Genomic DNA, 15,656 nt, shown 5'->3' with positions numbered 1-15,656 from the left:
GGGCGCGGGGGGGGGCCCCGGGTCGTCGCCGCCCGGCTCGCGTTGTTGGGGCGGGGGGGGGGGGGGGGCGGGGGTGCGGGGGGGGGGGGGGGGCGGCGCCCACCCGCCCCCCCCCCTCCAGCAACCCCATCACCAGCTTGTCGTACCAGCGGCCGTCGCGCCGGAAGGACTGGCGGAGCCGGCCCTCCTCGACGAAGCCCACCTTCCGGTAGACGCGCCGGGCGGCGTGGTTCTCCTCGACGACGGTGAGGGAGATCCGGTGCAGCCGCATCTTCTCGAAGCCGTAGCGGCAGACCGTCCGCATGGCGTCGGTGGCGTGGCCGCGCCCCCAGTACGCCTTCTCGCCGAGGTAGATGTCGAGCTCGGCGCACCCGGTCTCCGGCTCGGCGCCGTGCAGCCGGACCAGGCCCACGAGCACCCCGTCGGACAGCGACTCGATCCCCAGGAGCAGGTCGCCGTACGCGTTGCCCTGCCGTTCGGCCAGCCACTTCTCCGTCCGGGCCAGGGGCTGGGCGTAGCCGTCCTCCATCCAGCGCATGACCTCGGGGTCGTGGTTCCACCGCCACAGCGCCCCGGCGTCCGCCGGATCCATCGCCCGCAGCCCCACCAGTTCTCCGAGCACCATGCCGGACGCCTCCTCGGGCAATTCCATGATCGACTCTCGTGGACCCGCCAGTGGTACCACAGGCCGCACGGCGCGCTCCACGGGTTTCCGGCCGCCCGGCGCCGCAGCCCCGCCCCGCCCCGTGCGTGCACCCCCGTGCGCCACCGCCGGGGTCCCACCGGTGGACCGGTCCCGTCCCGGCCGCCGACCGGATACGGGCCGTGCGGCCCGGCCCGGTACACCGCCGCCCGCTTCCAGGCCGACGCGGCCCCCAGCCGCGGACCCGGGCCGCCTCCCGGCCGGCGCGGCCCGGGAGGCACGCGGTCAGCGGGACCGCGACGGGTCACCCGCCGCCACCGGCACCGCGACAGCCCCGGAGGTCCCCGCCGCACCCCGACGCCCTGCCCCCGGCGTGCAGACCAGCGCGCAGAGCCCGACGAGCCCCGCGCCGACGGCGAACGCCGCCGCCGGTCCGGGCCGGTCGGCCAGGGCGCCTCCGGCGGCGGCGCCCATGGCCGCGCCCAGGTTGTAGGCGGTGTTCAGCCACGCGCCGGCCTCGGTGCGCGATCCCGCGGGGACGAGGACGTCGACCAGCTGGTACGCCGCGATCAGCAGCACGTCGGTGCACGCGCCGGCGACCAGCAGGGCCGCGCCCGCGGCGGGCGGTGCCTGGACCAGGGCGGGCAGCGCCCAGCAGGCGGCCGTGCCCGCCGCCATCGCGAGCGGCCGGCGGGCGAGGGCCGAGCGCCACCGCCGTCGGCCGTACACCAGGCCGCCGAGGACACCGCCGATCGGGAACAGCGCCGTCAGCACCCCGGCCGGGGGCCGCCCCCCCCCCCCCCCCGGCCCCCCCCCCCCCCCCCCCCCCGCCGGCCCCCGCCCCCCCCCCCCCCCCCCCGGCCCCCCCCCCCCCCGCCGGGGCCCGCCCCCCGCCGCGCGGCCCCCCCCCGGCGGGGGGCGGCCCCCCCCCCCCCCGCCCCGCCCCCCCCCCCCCCGGGGCCCACGGCCCCGATCTCGCACGCGGCCAGTGCGGCCGCGGCCGCCCACACCAGCGCCAGGAGGCGAGGGAGGCGTGTCGCGAGGACGAAGCCCCCGGCGCCGCGCGATGGCGTGGCGTCCTCGGCGCCGAGCGCGCGCCGCAGCGCCGCCGCCAGCAGTCCGGACCCCGTCAGGAGCAGGAGCCCGCACCCGGCCAGCACCGCCGGGGCCGAGGAGGCGGCGGCCAGCGACCCGCCCAGGACCGGCCCCACCGCGAACACGGCCGACTCGGCCACCGTGTCCAGGCTCAGCGCGCACTGCCGCTGCACCCCGTCGGGGGTCAGCCCGCTCCACAGGGCGCGCATCAGCGGACCGACCGGAGGCGGGCACAGCCCCGCCAGGACCGCGAGCCCGACGGCGGACAGGTCCGCGACGCCGACGGCGCATGCGGCGGCCAGCGCGGCCAGGGAGAGCGCGTGGCCCACGGCCAGCAGTACGAGCGCGGAGCGCCGGCGTCGGACCAGCCGTGCCCGGGCGGGCCCGAGCAGGGCTGCGGCCAGTCCGTACAGGCCGGTCGCCGTACCGGCGGCGGCGTAGGAGTTGGTGCCCTCCCGCAGGGCGAGCAGCAGGGGAAGGCCGGTCAGGCCGTAGCCCAGCCGGGCGAGGAGCGCGGCGGCGAACAGGCGGCGGGCATGGGGGAGTGCGAGGACAGCGCGGTAGGACGCACTGCCCCCGTCGGGGCGTGGCATGGTGTCTCCGGGGTGTACGTGCCGCGGCGCGGCCGGGGCACGGACGGACATGACGGGTCGGCGTACCGCCCCGGAGGAAGCGTCACGAGGACGCGTGCGGGAGCGGTGGACGACCTGTCAGTGGGGCCCGGTGATGTCCATGATCGGCACGATAGCAAGCCGGACCGTGCTGCGGAACCGCCTTTCTGACGGGCCGTCGCACGACGGCGCCGGGTCGCCCCCGCGGCACCGCCGGCCGCACGGGGGCCGGCGGGCGCCCGGGTGGCGCGACCCGCCCCCGTCCGGCCTTCTCCCGGTCCTGCGTGCGCCTCCGCGCCTTCGGAGGGTGAAGGCGAACCTGCACCTTGACACCTCCGAGGGGACGGTGGCTTGATGGACTGCAGAACTTGACCGTGTTCCATCAAGGTTGGTTCGCCGCAGGTGGTCCTCCCGGCCGCCCCGGCGGCGCGGTGCGCCGCCACCGCTGTCGGAACCGCGAGGACCGCCCCTTGGTGGAAGCGCTCCCAGGCGTCGCCGTCCCATCCGTCCACCTCGACCCCGCACTGTCCGGCCGTCCTCCCTGCCACGTCCCCGGGCCGGGCGTTCCCGGCCCTCCGGACCCAGGCCCTCCGGACCCCGGACCGGCGGTCCGCTGCGGACGGGGCCGAGCGCATCACGCCGCAGGTGCCGCACCGCACCGAGGAGCACCCCGGTGCGCACCCGCCCCGGGGAAGCGCGGACGCCGGACATCGGCACCCGGCAACCCCGCCCGTCCCGCCCGGCCCGCCCGGCCCGCCCGTCCCGCCCGGCCCGCCCGGCCCGCGGAGGACCCGGACGGGCCTCCCACCCGAGGGGCGCAGCTTGAGACACCGTCCCCCGCAGGACGCCCTGCCGGACCGGCGCCCCTCCCGGCGCCGCGTCGCCGGTGCGCTGCTCGCCGCCGCGGCGACCGCCCTCGGCGTGGCCCCGGCCCCGGGCGCCTCCGTCGCCGCCACCGGGCCGGGGGCGGCAACCGCCGCGCACCACCGGTCGGCGCCGTACCTGGACGCCCGGCTGCCGGTCGAGCGGCTGGTCGCCGACCTGCTCGGCCGCATGACGCTGCAGGAGAAGGTCGGCCAGATGACGCAGGCCGAGCGCGGCTCGGTCGACGCCGACCGGTCCCGGATCACCGACCTCGCCCTCGGCTCCCTCCTCTCCGGCGGCGGCTCCGCACCCACCCCCAACACGCCGGAGGCGTGGGCCGACATGGTCGACGCCTACCAGGAGCGGGCCCTGGCGACCCGGCTGCACATCCCGCTGCTGTACGGCATCGACTCGGTCCACGGCGACGGCAACCTGGTCGGCGCCACGGTCTTCCCGCACGACATCGCCCTGGGCGCCACCCGCGACCCCGCGCTGGTGCGCGAGGTCGAGCACGTCACCGCCGCCGATACCCGCGCCACCGGACCGCAGTGGGTCTTCGCCCCCTGCCTGTGCGTCGCCCGCGACGACCGCTGGGGCCGCACCTACGAGAGCTTCGGCGAGGACCCGGCGCTGGTCGAGCGGATGGAGACCGCCATCGACGGCTTCCAGGGCACCCGCCCCGGCGACCTGGCCCGCCCCGACCGCGTCCTGGCCACGGCCAAGCACTTCGCCGGCGACGGCGACACCGTGTACGGAACCTCCACCACCGGCACCTGCACCCTCGACCAGGGCGTGACCGTCACCGACCACGCGCACTTCGCGAAGGTCGACCTGGCGCCGTACGTACCGGCCGTCCGCAGGCACCGCGTCGGCAGCATCATGCCGTCCTACTCCAGCGTGCGCTGGACCGACGTGCCCGGCAGCACGCCGGTGAAGATGAGCGCCGACCGGGAGCTGCTCACCGGCTTCCTCAAGGAGAGGAACGGCTTCGACGGCTTCCTCATCAGCGACTGGGAGGCCGTCCACCAGCTCCCCGGCGACTTCCCGGCCCAGGTCCGCACCGCCGTCGACGCCGGGATGGACATGTTCATGGGGCCGTACAGCGCCCCGCAGTTCGAGCAGGCGCTGACCGCCGAGGTCGAGGCCGGCCGGGTGCCCGTGTCCCGGATCGACGACGCGGTGCGGCGCATCCTGCGCGCCAAGTTCCGCCTCGGCCTCTTCGAGCACCCCTGCACCGACCGCACCGGCATCCCCTCCATCGGCTCGCCCGCCCACCGCGCCGTGGCCCGCCGCGCCGTCGCCGCCTCCCAGGTGCTGCTCCGCAACCGCCACCGCACCCTGCCGCTGTCGCCCTCCGCCCGCATCCACGTGGCCGGGGCCGACGCCGACGACCTGGGCAACCAGTCCGGGGGCTGGACCGTGACCTGGCAGGGCCGGTCCGGGGACACGATCCCCGGCACCACGATCCTCGAGGGCATCCGGCAGCACGCCGCCCACGTCACCTGCAGCGCCGACGCCTCCGCCCCCACCGCCGGACACGACGTCGGCATCGTCGTCGTCGGCGAGACCCCCTACGCCGAAGGCGTGGGCGACGTCGGCAACGGCCACACCCTGGAACTCTCCGCCGCCGACCGGGCGAACATCGACCGCGTGTGCGCGGCCATCCGGACCTGCGTCGTCCTCGACGTCGCCGGACGCCCGCAGATCGTCACCGACCGGCTGCCGAGGACCGACGCCTTCGTCATGTCCTGGCTCCCCGGCAGCGAGGGCGGGGGCGTGGCCGACGTGCTCTTCGGCAAGCGCCCCTTCACCGGCAGGCTCCCCGTCTCCTGGCCGCGCAGCGAGGCCCAGGAGCCGGTCAACGCCGGCGACCCGCGCTACGACCCGCTCTTCCCCTGCGGCTACGGCCTCACCACCCACCGGCGCCACCGGTAGCCGCCCGCCGCCCGCAGGCAGCAGCCCGCAGGCGCCGCGACCGCCCGCGCGGCCCACGGCCGCCCTCCCCGGCCGCCCTCCCCGCGGAGGGCGGCCGGTCCGCCGGACGGGCCGGCGCACCGCGGATCCCCCGCCTCCGCCCCCGCGCCGGTACCTATCAGGTACCATTCCGGCATGCCGTCCTTGAACATCACCTTCACCGACGAGGAGCTCGCCTCCGTCCGCGCCGCCGCGGCCGCGGAGGGCAAGTCCCTCAAGCAGTACGTCCACGACCTCCCGCTGCGCGAGCAGCAGCGCCTGCAGTTCGTCCGCTACGCCGCGGCCTGGGGCGACGCCCACCGCGCGGAGTTCGACGAGGCGTTCCCCGACGAGGCCCCGTCCGCCGCGGGCCCGCAGGGAGTCGAAGCCGCCTGATGACCGTCCACATCGACGTGCCCTGGCTGCTGGACGTCCAGGAGCAGGCCGTCCCCGAGGACCTCGCGGTCGCCGACTACTCCGCCCTCGTCGCCGCCGTGGCCCGGCACCGCACCCGCATCCCCCGCCCGGCCACCGCCGACCCCGACGCGGCCTGGAAGGCGGCGGCCCTCCTGCACACCCTGGTCCGCCTGGAGCCGCTGCCGTACCGCAACAGCCTCTACGCCTGCCAGGTCGCCGTCGCCTACATGCACGTCTGCGGCGAGGGCGTCGACCCGCCGTACGGCGCCCTCGTCGACCTCGTCCGCGACATCCAGGCCCGCAAGGCGGACGTCTACCAGGCCGCCGAGCGCATCCGCTCCTGGCGCATCTGACGCCTGCCGCCCGGCCTACCGCTCCCGCCCGTCCTGCCGCCCCGGCCCGCCCTCCTCACGCCGTCCCGGCACCCTCCCGCTCCGCCCCCGCCGGGGCGGTGGTATGCAGGCATGATGAACCCATGCGTCAGGACGGACACGGCCGGCGGCGTGGGCCGCCTGGTCCTCCACCGGCCGTCGGCCCTCAACGCGCTGGACCTCCCCATGGTCCGCGCGCTCTCCTCCGCGCTGCTGCGGTGGCGCGACGACCCGGCCGTCGGCGCCGTCGTGGTGGCGAGCTCCTCCCCCCGGGCGTTCTGCGCGGGCGGCGACATCCGGGCGGTCCGGGAGGCGGTGCTGGCCGGCGACCGCGAGGCCGTGCGGGCCTTCTTCACGGAGGAGTACCGCCTGAACCGGCTGATCGCCGAGTACCCCAAGCCGTACGTGGCGCTCATCGACGGCTTCGCCATGGGCGGCGGCCTCGGCATCTCGGTGCACGGCTCGGCCCGCGTGGTCACCGAGCGGGCCTCCCTCGCGATGCCCGAGACGCACATCGGGTTCTTCCCGGACGTCGGTGCGAGCCACTTCCTGCCCCGGCTGCCCGGCGGCACCGGCATGTACCTGGGGCTGACCGGCGCCCGCATCGGGGCCGGCACCGCGGTCGCCTGCGGTCTCGCCACCCACTTCGTGCCCTCCGCCGGTCTGCCCGCCCTGGAGCGCGACCTGGCCCGCGCCGACGCGCGGGAGTTCCCCCGGGTCCTGGACTCCCACGCGCGCCCCGCCCCCGCATCGGAACTGGCCGACCACCGGGAACGCGTCGACCACTGCTTCGGCGCCCCCGCCCTGGAGGAGGTGGTGGCCAGGCTGGAGGCCGACGGCGGCGCCTGGGCCCGGGGCGCGCTCGCGGACCTGCGGCGTGCCTCGCCCACCAGTCTGGCGGCCACCTTCGCCCTCCTGCGCCGCGGCGCGCGCTCCCCGCTCGCCGCGTGCCTGGAGCGCGAGCTGCGCCTGGGGGAGGTGCTCACGGCGGGTCCCGACTTCGCCGAGGGGGTCCGCGCGGTCCTGGTGGACAAGGACGGCGCCCCCGCGTGGGCCCCCGTCGCCACCCGCACGGCGGCCTGCCTCCAGGAGGCGTGACCGCGTCCGCCGGCGGTGCCGGGCCGCGCCCGCGTTCCTGAGGGTGCGTCGGGGGGCCGGCCCCGTCCCGGTCGCCCGGGGCGGGACCGGCCGGCCCGTCCTCCCGCGTGTGCAGTGGTCGCAGGCGGCGCAGGAATTCGGGGCGGGCGACCGGTCGGACCCCCGGTCCCGGCCCGGCCGCGGCCGTAGCGGGATGGCGGCGGACGGCTCGTCCCTGCTGCCGCAGCTGCCGGCGTGGACGGCGGCCCGCCCCGCCTGCCTTCCAGGGCAGGACGGGCCCCTGGTGGCCGTGGCGCCCGGGGAGGACGCCGTCGGCGCGGCGACAGGGCGGGCGCCCCCCGTCCTGCCCTGCGGGTCTGCCCGAAGGGGCATGGTTGCCCGCCCTGCGTCCGGCGGTGCGGCCGGCCGGACCGGGGCCCTTCCCCCGCCTGGCCGTCACACGCCGGACATGTGTCCTCTTTTGTCCGCCATTGACGGCCCGTCACGGCCTTTCCGCTGCGCTCCCGGGACGGGTGCGCCCTGTCGTGAAAAGAACGCGACGCGGCCTTCCCGTGTCCGAAAGGACCGCGGTTCCGCCTCGGCGGCTTCTCGACCTTATGGCGCCGTTTCGTTCATGTACGCTGCACGCGCAACCTCTCCGGCTGAGGGGCCGGCAGGCGGGACGCTTCCGGCCTGCGTCCCGGCGTGTCCCAGGAAGCAGTACAGAAAGCAGGTGTCCCGTCCCCGTGTGCCGAGAATCGCAGAGGGCCGACTCCTCCCGGATGCCGAGCGGTACATCCGGACCTGCGTGCGGGTCCGCTTACGGAATCGACGGCGCCTGACCGGCCGTGTGCGCCGCTGCGTGCTGGCTCCCTGGCCAGGTGACGCATGGGCAGACCGAGGGGCACTGTCCCGTCCCGCCCGGCCCCGGGTCTGCCGGAATCACGCTGCCGACGGCCGCCGACGGCGCTGCCGCGTGATTCCCGTCCGGCCGCACCCGCGGCCGGACAAAGCCGGTGCCATTGCGCCGGCTATTCCGCTCCTCCCGTTCCCTCCGGTCGGGAGGAAGCATGCGGTGCGGAAATGAAAGGCGCCTTCCGGCGCGGTGCGGCGCCTTGTCGCAGTGGATATGAGGAAATGTTCATGAGATCGCGTCGGATGACCATTCGCAGCAAGCTGACCGCCCTGCTGCTGCTCCCGCTCGTATCGCTGGCGGCCCTCTGGGCCTATGCCGCGTACCTGTCGCTGGGCAACGCACTCACCCTCTCCCGCGTGAACACCATCGGCACCCACCTCGCCCGCCCCCTGGGCAAGGTCGTGATCGGCCTCCAGGCCGAGCGCCGCTCCTCCCTCGTCGCCCTCGCCGGCGGTGCCCGGGGGGAGGGGCGCGGCGGCGCCCCGGTCCCGCCCGAACTGGGCCGCAGCCGGGCCGCCACGGACGGCGCGGTCACGGCCTTCCTCGCCGAGGCCGACGACCCGGACGTCCGCAAGGACGAGAACGACCGCGTCCGCCGGAGCGTGGACGCCGCCCGGCAGGCTCTCGAAGGCATCACCGACCTCCGGAAGGGCGTCGACGCCGGTGTCCTCACCCCCGACCGGGTCCTCGCCTCGTACACCGCGGTCAACGCGGCGATCTCCGAGGCGTTCGACGCCATGACCGTCCTCCCCGACCAGGACGCCCAGGACTTCGGACGGGCCCTGCACACGCTCGTCCTCGGCGGGGACTTCCTCTCCCAGGAGGACGCCCTGGTCTCCGCCGCCGCGGCAGGCCCCTCCCACAGCCTGGGCCGCAGCGCCTACGCCGCCGTCGTCCAGGACATCGGCCCCCGGCGATACCTCAACCGCGCGGCCGTGGCCGGCCTGCCTCCCGCCCAGCGGGCCCCCTTCCTCAGGCTCTCCGCGCCCGGCGGCCCCCTGCAGCAGGTGGCGGCCATGGAGCAGCAGATCATCGACGCCGGCCCGGACGCCCGCGCCCTGCCGTTCCCGATCGCCCGCTGGCGCGCCGCCTACGACGCCCAGTGGACCGCCGTCAACCGGCTCGCCCTGGACGACATCGACGTCGTCTTCACCCTCACCGGCCCGCCCGCCACCCGCGCCCTGGTCGAGCTGCTCCTCGCCGGCCTCCTCGGACTGGTCGCCCTCGTCGTCTCCGTCGTCCTGTCGGTCCGCATCGCCCGCTCCCTCGTCGGCGACCTCGGCCGCCTGCGCGCCTCCGCGCGCAACCTCACCGACGACCGGCTGCGCGACGTCGTCGGCCGCCTGCGCCGCGGCGAGACGGTCGACGTCGCGGTCGACACGGCACGCCCGGAGTTCGTCAACCGGGAGATGGCCCGGCTGGGCGACGCGTTCCTCGCCCTGCAGAGCACCGCCGTCGAGCTCGCCGCCGAGGACATCCGCCTGCACCGGGGCTTCAGCGAGGTGTTCCTCAACCTCGCCCGCCGCAGCCAGGCGCTGGTCCACCGTCAGCTCGGCCTGCTCGACACCATGGAGAGACAGGAGGACGACCCCGGTGTCCTGGAGAACCTCTACCGCCTGGACCAGCTCGCCACTCGGCTGCGCCGCTACGCGGAAGGCCTGATCATCGTCTCGGGCGCCGCCCCCGGCCGCGTCTGGCGCCGCCCGGTCCCGGCCGTGGACGTCGTGCGCGCCGCCGTCGCCGAGACCGAGGACTACGCCCGCGTCGTCGTCCTCCCCGTGCCGGACGTCGGCATCGCCGGCCGCGCCGCCGCCGACGTCATCCACCTGCTCGCGGAGCTCGTCGAGAACGCGCAGAACTTCTCGCCGTCCGACAGTGAGATCCGGGTGAGCGTCGGCACCGCGGCCGGCGGCCTCATCGTGGAGATCGACGACCGGGGCCTCGGCATGGCCCCGGAGGACCTCGAGGCCGCCAACGCCCGCATCACCTCCCCCGTGGACATCAGCGACGTCGACAGCACCCGCCTGGGGCTGATCACCGTCGGGCGCCTCGCCCAGCGGCACAAGGTCAACGTCGCCCTGCGCTCCTCGCCCTACGGCGGCCTGACCGCCATCGTCCTGATCCCGCACGCCCTCCTGGAGCAGCTCCCCCCGCGCGACGCGGCGCAGCTCGCTCCCGCACCCGCCGCCGCACTCCCGCCCGCCGGTCCGCACGCACACGCCGGCGACCCGTACGCACACGCCGGCGACCCGTACGGGCACGACGGCGACCCGTACGGGTACGACGGGCGACCCGGGCCCACGGCCCACGCGATGCCCGCGCCGCCGTACCGCGAGGGGACCCCGTTCCCCGAGGGGCCGCCCCTCCCCGGGGTCGCCGACACCCCGGCCGTGCCCGTACCGCAGGTCCATGCCGCGCCGCAGGTCCACGCCGCGCCCCCGCCCGTCGTTGCGGCCCCCGAGACCGTTCCGAACGCCTGGCAGGGTCACCATCAGGCCCCCGCCGCCCGGCAGCCGGAGACCATCGACGGCCTGCCGCGCCGCGTCCGCCAGGCGAGCCTCGCCCCCCAGCTCAAGGACGACCCCGCCGCAGCGGCCGGCCCGCTGGACTGGGGAGGCGCGCCCGCCCACGCGGTCCGGGCCCCCGCCGGGCCGGTGCCCCACCCCGGGGCTCCGCTCCCGGGCGGCGCCGGCACCCCCGCGGACGCCGCCCCCTGGCCCGAAGAGCCCCTCGGCCCCGTGCCGCAGGTCCGGCCGGCCGGTCCCGCAGCGCCCTTCGACGGGACCCGCGGCGCCCCGCCCCTGTTCGAGGCCGCGTTCCCCTCGGCCGGAGCGCGCCCCGCCGCCCCGGCGGCCGACGGCGGACGCCCCACCCAGGTGCGCTCGCTGATGTCCGCCCTCCAGTCCGGAGCCGCCCGCGGACGCCTGGAGCAGCCGGGCCCCGGCGACGGCCCGGCCCACCGACCCCACCGTCCCCACGTCCCCCACCACGGAAACGGAAGCACGCGATGACGCAGCCACTCGTGACCGACACGACCGCGAACCTGGGCTGGCTCCTGAACGACATGGTCCACCGCGTGCCGGACGTCGGCCACGCGGTCGTGCTCTCGACGGACGGGCTGATGCTGGCCGGCTCCAGCGGACTGACCCTCGACCACGCCCAGCAGCTCTCCGCCGTGGCCTCCGGCTTCCACAGCCTGGCCAAGGGGGCCGGCCGCCACTTCGGCGGCGGCGCCGTGCGCCAGACGATGGTCGAGATGGAGGCGGGCTACCTCTTCGTCTGCGCTGCGGGGGACAACGCCTGCCTCGCCGTGCTCACCCCCGAGGGCGCCGACATCGGCGCGGTCGCCTACGAGATGGCCATGCTGGTCAAGCGGGTCGGGCAGCACCTGTCCGTCGACGCCCGGGGCCGCTGAGGCCACGGCAACGGACGACCCCGTGATCGAGACCGAATGGGTCGACGAGGAGGCCGGGCCCCTCGTCCGCCCCTACGCCATGGTGCGCGGCCGCACCCGGTCCCGGCAGGAGGTCTTCGACCTGGTGGCCTTCGTCGTCGCCGTCGTCGACACCCTGTACGGCTGGGTGAACGTGGAGCCCGAGCACGGCGCCCTGCTCTCCCTGTGCCGCCGTCCGCTGTCCGTGGGCGAACTGTCCGCCCGGACCGACCTGCCGGTCGGGGTGGTCCGGGTCCTGCTCGGCGACCTGCTGGACATGGGCGCCATCCGGGTGCGCGAGCCCGCCTACGCCGGCGGCAGACCGAGCCTCGACCTCATCAAGGAGGTGCTCGATGGACTCCGCGCGCTCTGATCCGCGCGCCGCCGGAACAGCGGCCCCCGCCGGCGGCCGTCCGCGGCCACTGCCGGCGCACGCAACGCCCAGAAACGGAGTGGGAGTGTGGTCATGACCAGAGCCCTGCCGGGTGGATCCCCGGGAACGGCACCCCAGGACGACCTGCCCCAGGCCGTCAAGATCCTCGTCGCCGGGGGCTTCGGGACGGGCAAGACCACGCTGGTCTCCGCGATCAGCGAGATCACCTCGTTCCACACCGAGGAGAACCTCACCCGGACCGGCCTCGGTGTCGACGACACCGCGGGGGTGGAGGCCAAGACCACCACGACCGTGGCGATGGACTTCGGCCGCATCACCCTCCACGACCGGCTGGACCTGTTCCTGTTCGGCACACCCGGCCAGGACCGGTTCTGGTTCATGTGGGACGAGCTGGCCGCCGGGGCGCTGTGCGCGGTCGTCCTGACCGACACCCGGCGCCTCGCCTCCTCCTTCGCCGCCGTCGACTACTTCGAGCGGCGCGGACTGCCGTTCGTCGTGGCCGTCAACACCTTCGACGGTGCCCGCGCCTACCCCGCGGAGACGGTCCGGGCCGCCCTGGACCTCGACCCGCACGTGCCGGTGCTCTTCTGCGACGCGCGGCGGCGCGACTCGGTCAAGGCCCTCCTGGTCGACGCCGTGGAGCACGTGCTCGCCGTCGAGGGACGCCTCGCCCGGTGAGCCCGGGCGGACGCCGGCCCGGCCCCGGAGGGCCGGAGCCGGACCGGCGTCCGCCGCCTGACGCAGCGGCTCCCGCCGCCCGTCCGGTGGAGGCCGGGTCCTCCCGTGGACACCCACGGCGAACGTCCGGCCCACCGCCCTGCCCGGACGCCTCGGGGCGGGCGCCCTCCCGCTGCCGCCGTCCCGCATCCCGGGAGGGGCGCGGCGGGCTGCCGGGGACGCCCGGGGTGTACCCCCGCTCTCAGCGCCGCCCGGGCGCGACGCCCTTGAGAGGGATGGCCGCGACCTCCGCCGTCTGCGGCTCCCCGCTCCGGACGCCCAGGGCCGCGCGGAGGTCCGCGACGCTCGCGCCGACGGAGACGCCCCCGTGCGGGTTGATCCACACGGCGGTCTCCTCCGGCAGGGCGGCGACCAGGTCGGCGAACCCGACCGGCAGCAGCTGCGGCACGTCGTCCGGCCCCTGCCGGGGGTCGGTCAGGACGGCCACGAAGAGGCCGTCTCCGTCCCGGTGGGCCGTCAGTCGTCCCCGGGAGTCCGCGGGAACGTACACACTGACTCCCGCCAGCGCGTCGAGCACCTCGGCGTACGCGGCCCGGCCCGTCGCGGCGTCCTGCATCACCGCGTCCACCGGATCGGTGGGTGCGGCGAGGCCCAGGCCCTGTGCGGACGGCCGGTAGCCGGGGTTGGCGGTGAACCCCACGGGAGCGCCCTCCCCGTCCACCTCCCAGGCACCGGCGATCCCGTGCGGGGGCACGGCACCGTCGGGGTCGTAGAAGGGGTCCACCAGGTAGAGCCACCGTCCCGGGGAGCGCCGCGCCCGGGCGCGCACGTCCTCCGTGGCCGCGGGCGCACCCGCCCCGCCTACCGGGATCTCCTCCACCGTCGTTCCTTCCTTCCTCTGCATGCTCACCAGCGGATCCGCTCAGGCACCCGGCGGCGGGCCCGGCGGCGGACCGGGGGGCGGTGGGGGCGGCGGTCCCGTCGGCCTGGGCCGGGGCGGGAGCGGCAGCCCGGTGACCGGCGGCGGGCCGGGGGGCGGTGGGGGCGGCGGTCCTGTCGGCCTGGGCCGGGGCGGGAGCGGCAGCCCGGTGACCGGCGGCGGGCCGGGGGGCGGCGGGGGCGGCGCACCGTGCGGCGGGCGGCCGGCCGGCGGCAGCGGCCGGATCCGCGGCGGACGCAGGACGGGCCCGTCCGGCTGCGCTGCGCCGGGGACGTGGGGCCTGACGTCGGCCGGGAAGGATCCGCCCGGCGGGGGGCTGGGGGGCAGCGGCAGGAACGCCGGATTGAAGTTCGGGTTCGGCACGAACCTGCCCACCGTCACCGGCAGGAAGGGACCGGACCCGCCGGTCACCAGCTGGGCGCCCCGGATGTTCTCCGCGCTGATGCCGCCGGGGAAGCTGACCTCCTGCTGCCCCTCGCCCGCGTGACTGCCCAGGGTCCTGTTCACGTCGACCCCTCCAGGGGCCTGGATGTGGAACCGGAACACGTGCTCGCCGCCCGGCCCGGTGCCCCCGAGGAAGTTCAGGTCCTCCCGCCTCGTCGTCGACACGAACGCCGACGGGGTGTTCCGGTCCACGAAGTCCGCCAGGTCCGTGCGCGACGGGTCCCTCGGCGCGAAACCCGTGGTGAAGATGCCGTCCGGGCCTATGGGGAGCCGCGTGTCGTCGCGGAAGAGCGGATTGTTGTCGGTACGGAACTGGGGGAGTCCGCCCGGGTTCTCCGCGCTGGGCCTCACCCCCGTCACCAGGTGGGGGTCGACCGACGGGTCCTGCCGCACCGCGGGCAGGCCGGCCGGGTGCGCCGGGGGCACGGGGCCCGCGGTGCCCTGCCCCCGGGGAAGCCCCCGGGACAGCCCCGGGGCGGACCCGCCGGGGCGGCCCGCGCCCTCCGCGCCCCCCCTGCCCGGCAGCCGCCCGCGGGACACCGCACCCCCGAGCAGACCGGCCCCCACGATCGCCGCGGCGTCGAGCCGCTCCCCGTTCAGCGCCTGGGTCGCCGCCTCCTGTCCGGCTTCCCCGGCGATGTGCCCGGTGACCGCGACCGCAGGCCTGGCGGCCGGGCCTCCGATCACCGCGCCGACCGTCCGGGGACTGCCGAGCGTCTGCCGGACCCCCGAAAGGCTTCCGCCCATGGTCCTCCCCGCCCCCGGGAGGATCCGCCCCACGGCACCCGCGGCGGCCTTGAGCCCCGCGCCCCCGAACCTGAGCAGCGCCGCTCCCGGGACCAGCCCGATCAGCCCGACCAGCAGGTCGCCGAGTTTGAAGCCCCCGGTCGCCACGGCGACCACCTCGGTGAACGCGAACAGCGCCGCGCCGAGCAGGGCGCCCACCACGGGGAAGAAGACCGCCACGACGGCGGTCAGCAGTCCCAGGAGGATCTTCACGAACGGGAAGTCCTTGAAGAAGTCGGCGATCCGCTGGAAGACGTTCCGCGGAGGGATGGCCTCGCCCGCCGCCCGGTCCAGCACGTCGGCGCAGGTCCGCTGGGCACCCTCGCGCAGCGCCCTCGCCTGCTCGGCCAGGCCCCGGGCGGCCCCGAGTCCGCTCCGGCCCGTCTCGATCTCCTCCTGCCTCCGGCGCGCCGCGTCCCTCTCCTCGTCCGTGGGGTTCTCACCCAGCGCCACCGGGGGCCGGTCGGCCTGGGCCGACGCGCTCCGCGCCTGCTCGACGGCCCGGTCGAAGGTGTCCTGGGCCTCCTGGAGCCGGGGGGCGTAGTCGCTGTAGGCCTGGGCTGCGTCGTGGTAGGACGTCGCGGTCCTGGAGAGCTTCTCCGGCAGGTCGTCGCCGACCTTCTCCCGCAGGGCGTCCATCGCCGCCCCCCGGCCGCGCGTGAGCTCCCCGTCCCGCCGGAGCACGCCCAGGGCCCGCTCCGCGGCGTCCCCGACGTCCCGGTACCGCCGGGCCACGTCCCGGATCAGCCCGGGATCGCCGGGGGTCGGGTCCTCGTCCATGCCCACAAGCCGGAAGTCCTCCAGGCCCGAGTGCAGCCGCGCCATGCTCGCCTCTCCCCGTTGTGCGCCCGTGCATTCCACGCCCTACACGTGGCACGGCGGCGGCAGGTTCAGTGCGCGCCCTCACGGCGTCCCCCGATCGGGCGGCCGTCGGCTGCCCGTCGACCGCGCGGATCCCGGCGCGGGGGACGTCGACGGCCCTCCGGCCTGCGGAGAGCGCGGCCCGGCCGCCGCTGCGGGGGACGCGGACGGCG

13 protein-coding genes are annotated in these 15,656 nt (G+C 76.9%); 8 read left to right on the top strand and 5 right to left on the bottom strand.

The annotated features are described in order from the left end of the window. The 3 genes from ACFY07_RS26820 to ACFY07_RS26810 form a co-directional block, all read right to left on the bottom strand. Positions 1-652 (bottom strand): GNAT family N-acetyltransferase (locus ACFY07_RS26820; protein WP_390872124.1); only part of this gene is annotated, 652 nt, incomplete at its 3' end. Between the two features lie 276 nt (positions 653-928). Next, positions 929-1,417, bottom strand: a complete 489-nt coding sequence (locus ACFY07_RS26815) for a hypothetical protein (RefSeq protein ID WP_390872123.1) — start codon at positions 1,415-1,417, stop codon at positions 929-931. Beyond that, the gene (locus ACFY07_RS26810; RefSeq protein ID WP_390872122.1) at positions 1,411-2,331 is read right to left on the bottom strand and encodes an MFS transporter; all 921 of its coding nucleotides are present in this window, start codon (positions 2,329-2,331) and stop codon (positions 1,411-1,413) included. The genes ACFY07_RS26815 and ACFY07_RS26810 overlap by 7 nt, the downstream gene beginning before the upstream one ends. Positions 2,332-3,171: 840 nt before the next feature. On the opposite strand from ACFY07_RS26810, the gene ACFY07_RS26805 reads away from it, so the two are divergent. The 8 genes from ACFY07_RS26805 to ACFY07_RS26770 all read left to right on the top strand — a co-directional run bounded on the left by ACFY07_RS26805 (position 3,172) and on the right by ACFY07_RS26770 (position 12,452). Continuing rightward, positions 3,172-5,148, top strand: coding sequence for a glycoside hydrolase family 3 protein (locus ACFY07_RS26805; protein ID WP_390872121.1), 1,977 nt, complete (start codon positions 3,172-3,174; stop codon positions 5,146-5,148). Positions 5,149-5,322: 174 nt separating this feature from the next. After that, positions 5,323-5,562 (top strand): hypothetical protein, encoded by a 240-nt coding sequence (locus ACFY07_RS26800; protein WP_230746640.1) that lies wholly within the window; start codon positions 5,323-5,325, stop codon positions 5,560-5,562. Beyond that, a complete protein-coding gene (locus ACFY07_RS26795) occupies positions 5,562-5,936 on the top strand; it encodes a toxin Doc (RefSeq protein ID WP_230746642.1) in 375 nt (124 codons plus the stop codon). Before ACFY07_RS26800 ends, ACFY07_RS26795 begins: the two co-directional genes overlap by 1 nt. Positions 5,937-6,047: 111 nt before the next feature. Continuing rightward, entirely contained in the window at positions 6,048-7,052 is a 1,005-nt protein-coding gene (locus tag ACFY07_RS26790; RefSeq protein ID WP_390872120.1) for an enoyl-CoA hydratase/isomerase family protein, read from the top strand. Between the two features lie 1,122 nt (positions 7,053-8,174). Beyond that, positions 8,175-10,958, top strand: a complete 2,784-nt coding sequence (locus tag ACFY07_RS26785; protein ID WP_390872119.1) for a nitrate- and nitrite sensing domain-containing protein — start codon at positions 8,175-8,177, stop codon at positions 10,956-10,958. Further along, the gene (locus ACFY07_RS26780) at positions 10,955-11,362 is read left to right on the top strand and encodes a roadblock/LC7 domain-containing protein (RefSeq protein WP_390872118.1); all 408 of its coding nucleotides are present in this window, start codon (positions 10,955-10,957) and stop codon (positions 11,360-11,362) included. The genes ACFY07_RS26785 and ACFY07_RS26780 overlap by 4 nt, the downstream gene beginning before the upstream one ends. 22 nt (positions 11,363-11,384) lie before the next feature. Then, complete coding sequence (locus ACFY07_RS26775; protein WP_390872117.1) at positions 11,385-11,753, top strand: DUF742 domain-containing protein; 369 nt, start codon at positions 11,385-11,387, stop codon at positions 11,751-11,753. A 93-nt stretch (positions 11,754-11,846) separates the two neighbouring features. Continuing rightward, positions 11,847-12,452 carry an ATP/GTP-binding protein gene (locus ACFY07_RS26770; RefSeq protein WP_390872116.1) on the top strand — a complete coding sequence of 202 codons (606 nt, stop codon included), beginning with the start codon at positions 11,847-11,849 and terminating at the stop codon, positions 12,450-12,452. Between the two features lie 241 nt (positions 12,453-12,693). On the opposite strand, the gene ACFY07_RS26765 is transcribed toward ACFY07_RS26770, so the two are convergent. Together ACFY07_RS26765 and ACFY07_RS26760 are read right to left on the bottom strand one after the other, a co-directional pair. Then, the gene (locus ACFY07_RS26765) at positions 12,694-13,356 is read right to left on the bottom strand and encodes a type VII secretion system-associated protein (protein WP_390872126.1); all 663 of its coding nucleotides are present in this window, start codon (positions 13,354-13,356) and stop codon (positions 12,694-12,696) included. 18 nt (positions 13,357-13,374) lie between these two features. Continuing rightward, positions 13,375-15,447 carry a putative T7SS-secreted protein gene (locus ACFY07_RS26760; protein WP_390872115.1) on the bottom strand — a complete coding sequence of 691 codons (2,073 nt, stop codon included), beginning with the start codon at positions 15,445-15,447 and terminating at the stop codon, positions 13,375-13,377. Positions 15,448-15,656: the final 209 nt, after the last annotated feature.

The organism is Streptomyces sp. NPDC001380 (assembly GCF_042895785.1).
Lineage (GTDB): Bacteria > Actinomycetota > Actinomycetes > Streptomycetales > Streptomycetaceae > Peterkaempfera.
The sequence above is the reverse complement of the archived record's forward strand: the minus strand, read 5'-3'. Positions and strand labels throughout refer to the sequence as shown.

Excerpts from the sequence above, each read along its gene's own strand:
- ACFY07_RS26785 (WP_390872119.1), top strand. The coding sequence starts at position 8,175 with ATGAGATCGCGTCGGATGACCATTCGCAGCAAGCTGACCGCCCTGCTG.
- ACFY07_RS26760 (WP_390872115.1), bottom strand. The coding sequence starts at position 15,447 with ATGGCGCGGCTGCACTCGGGCCTGGAGGACTTCCGGCTTGTGGGCATG.
- ACFY07_RS26765 (WP_390872126.1), bottom strand. The coding sequence starts at position 13,356 with ATGCAGAGGAAGGAAGGAACGACGGTGGAGGAGATCCCGGTAGGCGGG.
- ACFY07_RS26800 (WP_230746640.1), top strand. The coding sequence starts at position 5,323 with ATGCCGTCCTTGAACATCACCTTCACCGACGAGGAGCTCGCCTCCGTC.
- ACFY07_RS26795 (WP_230746642.1), top strand. The coding sequence starts at position 5,562 with ATGACCGTCCACATCGACGTGCCCTGGCTGCTGGACGTCCAGGAGCAG.
- ACFY07_RS26770 (WP_390872116.1), top strand. The coding sequence starts at position 11,847 with ATGACCAGAGCCCTGCCGGGTGGATCCCCGGGAACGGCACCCCAGGAC.
- ACFY07_RS26790 (WP_390872120.1), top strand. The coding sequence starts at position 6,048 with ATGATGAACCCATGCGTCAGGACGGACACGGCCGGCGGCGTGGGCCGC.
- ACFY07_RS26810 (WP_390872122.1), bottom strand. The coding sequence starts at position 2,331 with ATGCCACGCCCCGACGGGGGCAGTGCGTCCTACCGCGCTGTCCTCGCA.
- ACFY07_RS26780 (WP_390872118.1), top strand. The coding sequence starts at position 10,955 with ATGACGCAGCCACTCGTGACCGACACGACCGCGAACCTGGGCTGGCTC.